The organism is Robinsoniella sp. (genome assembly GCF_034124845.1).
Map to the genome: position 1 here is coordinate 1 of NZ_JAWYAJ010000610.1, position 5,135 is coordinate 5,135.

The 5,135-nt window shown below is 43.4% G+C and carries 5 protein-coding genes; all 5 read left to right on the top strand.

The window, feature by feature from the left end:
- A partial coding sequence (gene atpD, locus ACH2DQ_RS29925) for a F0F1 ATP synthase subunit beta (protein ID WP_395028899.1) occupies positions 1-1,290 on the top strand: 1,290 nt, incomplete at its 5' end.
- 51 nt (positions 1,291-1,341) lie between these two features.
- Positions 1,342-1,749: an ATP synthase F1 subunit epsilon gene (gene atpC / locus ACH2DQ_RS29930; RefSeq protein ID WP_394911060.1), complete on the top strand. Its 408-nt coding sequence runs from the start codon at positions 1,342-1,344 to the stop codon at positions 1,747-1,749.
- Positions 1,750-1,805: 56 nt separating this feature from the next.
- Positions 1,806-2,543, top strand: coding sequence for a YwmB family TATA-box binding protein (locus ACH2DQ_RS29935; protein ID WP_394911061.1), 738 nt, complete (start codon positions 1,806-1,808; stop codon positions 2,541-2,543).
- A 103-nt stretch (positions 2,544-2,646) separates the two neighbouring features.
- On the top strand, positions 2,647-4,275 hold the full coding sequence (locus ACH2DQ_RS29940; RefSeq protein WP_394911062.1) for a hypothetical protein: 1,629 nt from the start codon (positions 2,647-2,649) through the stop codon (positions 4,273-4,275).
- Positions 4,276-4,481: 206 nt separating this feature from the next.
- On the top strand, positions 4,482-5,135 hold a 654-nt coding region (locus tag ACH2DQ_RS29945), incomplete at its 3' end, for a methyltransferase (protein WP_395028902.1).

Sequence of the window (5,135 nt, forward strand, 5' to 3'; positions counted from 1 at the left end):
ATTAAAAGAAACGACGGTGAAAGGCTGGTGGTAGAAGTTGCACAGCATCTGGGTGACGATACGGTCAGATGTATTGCAATGGGTTCTACAGACGGTTTAGTCCGGGGAATGGAAGCTTTGGCAACTGGCGCTCCCATAACCGTACCGGTTGGGGAACATACACTGGGAAGAATCTTTAATGTAACCGGAGATGTCATAGACAATAAAGAAGCGCCTAAGGATGTAGCATACTTGCCGATACACAGAAAGGCGCCGTCTTTTGAAGAGCAGTCCACCTCCACAGAGGTACTGGAAACCGGTATTAAAGTAGTGGATCTGCTCTGTCCCTATCAAAAGGGCGGAAAGATTGGATTATTCGGTGGTGCCGGAGTAGGTAAAACCGTACTGATTCAGGAGCTGATACGTAATATTGCAACAGAGCATGGCGGATATTCTGTATTTACCGGTGTAGGGGAACGAACACGAGAAGGAAATGACCTCTATCATGAAATGACAGAATCCGGCGTTATTAATAAAACTACCATGGTATTCGGGCAGATGAATGAGCCGCCGGGAGCCAGAATGAGAGTTGGGCTTACGGGGCTTACCATGGCTGAATATTTTCGTGATGAAGGCGGTAAAGATGTACTGCTCTTTATTGATAATATTTTCCGTTTCACACAGGCGGGTTCAGAAGTATCGGCGCTTTTAGGCCGTATGCCATCCGCAGTTGGATACCAGCCCACGCTCCAGACCGAGATGGGCGCCCTGCAGGAACGTATTACATCCACAAGAAACGGTTCCATCACTTCTGTTCAGGCTGTTTATGTACCGGCGGATGACCTGACAGACCCGGCTCCGGCAACTACGTTTGCCCATCTGGATGCCACCACCGTATTATCCCGTTCCATTGTGGAGCTGGGTATTTATCCGGCAGTGGATCCGCTGGATTCTTCCTCCCGTATCCTGGATCCCCAGATCGTGGGAGAGGAACACTATGGGGTAGCCAGGGGCGTTCAGGAAATTCTGCAGAAATACAAGGAATTGCAGGACATTATAGCAATTTTAGGTATGGATGAGTTGTCAGAAGATGAAAAGCTGATCGTAAACCGCGCCAGAAAGATACAGAGATTCCTTTCACAGCCGTTTTTCGTTGCAACACAGTTTACAGGGCTGGATGGTAAGTATGTGCCAATCAGTGAAACGATCCGGGGATTTGGAGAGATCCTGGATGGCAAACACGATGAGATCCCGGAGAGTTATTTCTTAAATGCAGGTACCATAGACGATGTACTGGCGCGTGTAAAATAACAGTCGTTCAGCAATGTCCAGGTCTGGGACAGATGGACAGATAGGAGTTTTATGGCGGATGAAAAATTTTTTGAATTGGAGATCATTTCTCCGGACCGGATATTTTATCAGGGAGAGGCAAGTATGGTAGAACTCAATACTTCCGAAGGTGAAATAGGTGTTTATAAGAACCATATTCCGCTGACCACCATTCTGGTTCCGGGAATTGTCACCATTACAGAAGCTTCCGGCAAAAAAGAAGCTGCGGTTCACGCAGGTTTTATAGAAATTTTAAAAGAAAAAATAACAATACTTGCAGAAATTGCAGAGTGGCCGGAAGAAATAGATATAAATCGTGCAAATGAAGCAAGGCAGCGTGCCGAAAGAAGAATTCAGTCCAACACTTCAGAAATAAATGTGACGCGTGCTGAGATGGCTTTGCGGAAAGCATTAATTCGAATTGAACTGGCTGGCAAATAGTATAAAACCCCTTCCATTGGTAATACTTAGATATTACGAATTGGAGGGGTTTTTGTATGAAGAAAATATGGGTTGCATTTATTGTCCTTTTGTGGGGCGTAGCAGGATTTCAAATCATACAGGGGAAAGCAGCGGCGGAAGAAAACAAGATTATCCAAGTTTTCCACACTGTTGGAAGTGAGCAGAAGACAAGTATGGTGGAATACTATGGAACATACGATGATGAATATCTCCCAATTGAAAAACGGGAAGTGCTTCTTCGTGATATAGCGCAGAAACTTGGTATTACAAGAGGTCTGGAGACAGACTGGACATATGAAGAAAATAGACAGGAAATTTCTCTGACAAAAAAGGCAAAACACGCTGTCACAACACTTCGATTTATTACAAATGAAGAAGGGAAAGAGATAAAACAGTATATGATAGCCAGTATTGCACTGGATAAAGATATGGAAAGTGCCCTTGCACATAAAAAGAAACTGGAAAAAATTCTGGGTGACTATACAAAGGACAGCAGAAGTTCCGCCAATGTAATCGGTGCTTATGATGGGAAACTGGATTTAGATAAAAGAAATGAAGTAGCAGATGGGATTCTGGGGGAAATGGGTGCCAAAATTGTAACAGAACACAGGGATATGAAGCTTTATACCATTTATGCATATACGACTTATGTATCTGATTATGTGATGCAGGAAGATCAGGCGGTCAATGTAAATATAGCTATGCGTTATAATGAAGAAGAAGACAAAACGTATGTCTATGTGGCAACTCCAATACTTGGTCTGGATTACTAAAAGAGAAATCAGTAAAATTTCATATAAGTAATTTTCCGGTATACGCTTCACTTTTTTAGACAGCAGCATATATTATAGTAAATGCGTATTAAAGGAGTAGTTTATGGAGGAACATAAAAACAATCCCCATAGCCAAATAGAAAATTGTCCGTGCTATCCTAATTGTGACGATATGATGCATAAGCAAGGCGGGGAACAGCCACAGAAACCATTTTGGCCGCCTTTGCCATCACAGCCTATACCGAGAATCTGGCCATCAATGGGGGATACACCGGATCGCTCCGATCTGGAAAGACCAGATTCATTAAGACCTGGAACGGGACCTGGAACACCACAGCCATGGCAGCCATATGGAAATGAGCAAGAAGAAGAAAATTGGGGTGAACAGCAGCCGTGGCAGCGTGAGGATGAGTGGAGCGAAAGACCGGAGTGGGATAGACCACAGCCATGGGCATCCAGAAATTTAGAGGTAGAAAGCGCCGGGCAGCCAGGAGAAATTGATAGTTCAGAGGATATGGATTCGGACATGGGATGGGATATGTATTCTGAACGGCAAAACGGTAACATGCCGGATAATCGGATGAGAACCGATATGGAAATGCCCCAAAACTGGGGAAATCCATGGATGGATGAATCAAATATGTATGATACTCCCGAAGCCGAAATGAATGGTGATATCAATATGCCTCAAAGCCAGCCGTCCCCGGAGATGAATATGCCAAATGGACGTACCTGGCCTGGAGCAGGCACATCAAATAATCAGGTATGGCCTGGAGCAGGTACGTCGAACAATCAGGCATGGCCACAAACAGGTTCACCCACGAATCAGCCATGGCCAGGATCAGCTACACCAAATAATCAGATGTGGCCAGGAAGACAAATGCAGCCTAATATGAGTTTTTCCGGTAACAGCAGAAATAGAAATACAGAAATGCCTGGAATCCAGGTAAGACCCAACATGGAGAACGGTACAAACCAGATGAATTACAACAGTTCCATGCCAAACTATCAGATGTGGAACGGCTCCAACATGGAATCCGATATGGAGTCAGACATGGAAATGCCGGATATGAGAATGAATCCGGAAATGGGAATGCCCGGAAACCAGATACGCTCAGATATGGGAATGCCGGGAAACGAAATGAACTCGGAAATGGAAATGCCGGAGAATGGGATGATGCCTGGTATGAGAATGCCTGAAAACGAAATGAATCCCCATATGGGAATGCCTGAAAACGAGATGCGCCCGGAAATGGGAATGCCCGGAAATCGTATGATGCCGGGATATATGCATTATTCAAACGGTTCGGCAGACCGGATGAGGGGCGCGATAAATCCGGTATTTGGCAACGATGATATGGAAAAAGAAGAGCAGGAATCAGAACATGACCTGGAACGGCTGAAAGGCATGTATCCGGATATTGCCAAGAAGATACAGCTTTATGTGGAAGAAGCATGTGACGATCTGGAATATGCAGGAAGTCCAATGTTTGATGAACAGCCAGATAAAATTAATTTAATGAGAACGGTAAACAGCATTTATGATAAGGTAAAAGACGATGCACCGGTAGAAGAGGAAGAAGATAAAGATGATCTTTTTGCAATGAATAAGGAAAGCAGAAGAAGGTACCCGCCGGGAAAGAACTGGCTGCGTGATTTTGTAGAAGTAATGCTCTATAATGAGATATTCCAGCGGCGCTGCAGACACCGCCATTGCAGGAGATGGTACTAGGTCCGAGCCTCTTTGGAATTTTAAGAAACCGGTGGTTAAATTACACCGGTTTCTTAAAAGTAAGGTTTACCGTATGTATTGTCTAAAAAAGTTGGATTTTATAAAAATTTATGTTGAGGTTTTGAAGCAAAGCCAGTACAATAGAGTCATGGTCTATTCATGGGGAGTATCTATGAGACCTGTCTTGTCGTTAAGGGGAAATGAAAATGGAAGAATTGATAAGAATATTAGAATTACATTTCGATGAAAATATGCTGCAGGCGGTTGTAAGCGGGGCAAAAAAAGCGGACATCCCGTCTAAAATAAAAATCCGCCCGGTTATAAATAAACAAATATTAAAGTTCCAAACTACAATTTCAGATGGAAAAAAAGAATTACATAAAAACTTTGAGAAACAAGAGATAAAAGAGCTGTTGAAATCCTGGATGGAGACTGATTATAAACAGTTACAGCTGGATACAGTAGAATATGCGGTTACAGTATTAGTGAGCAAAAAAGGAAAAATAACCGTTAAGAAAAAAAGATGGGACAAACCCAAAGAAGCGGCTTCCCTACAGCATAACCGAAAAAAGAAGTATGTGCTTCCGGAAGGAGAGCCGGTTCCGTTTCTGGTGGATCTGGGTGTAATGACTTCAGAGGGTAAGATTGTAAATTCCAAATATGATAAATTTCGTCAGATAAACCGTTTTTTGGAGTTTGTGGAAGACATTATGCCGCAGCTGAACCGGTCAAGAGAAGTTACGATCATTGATTTTGGCTGTGGAAAATCTTATCTGACCTTTGCCATGTGTTATTATCTGAAGATCCTGCAGGGGCTGGACATCCATATGATCGGGTTGGATCTGAAAGAGGATGTCATT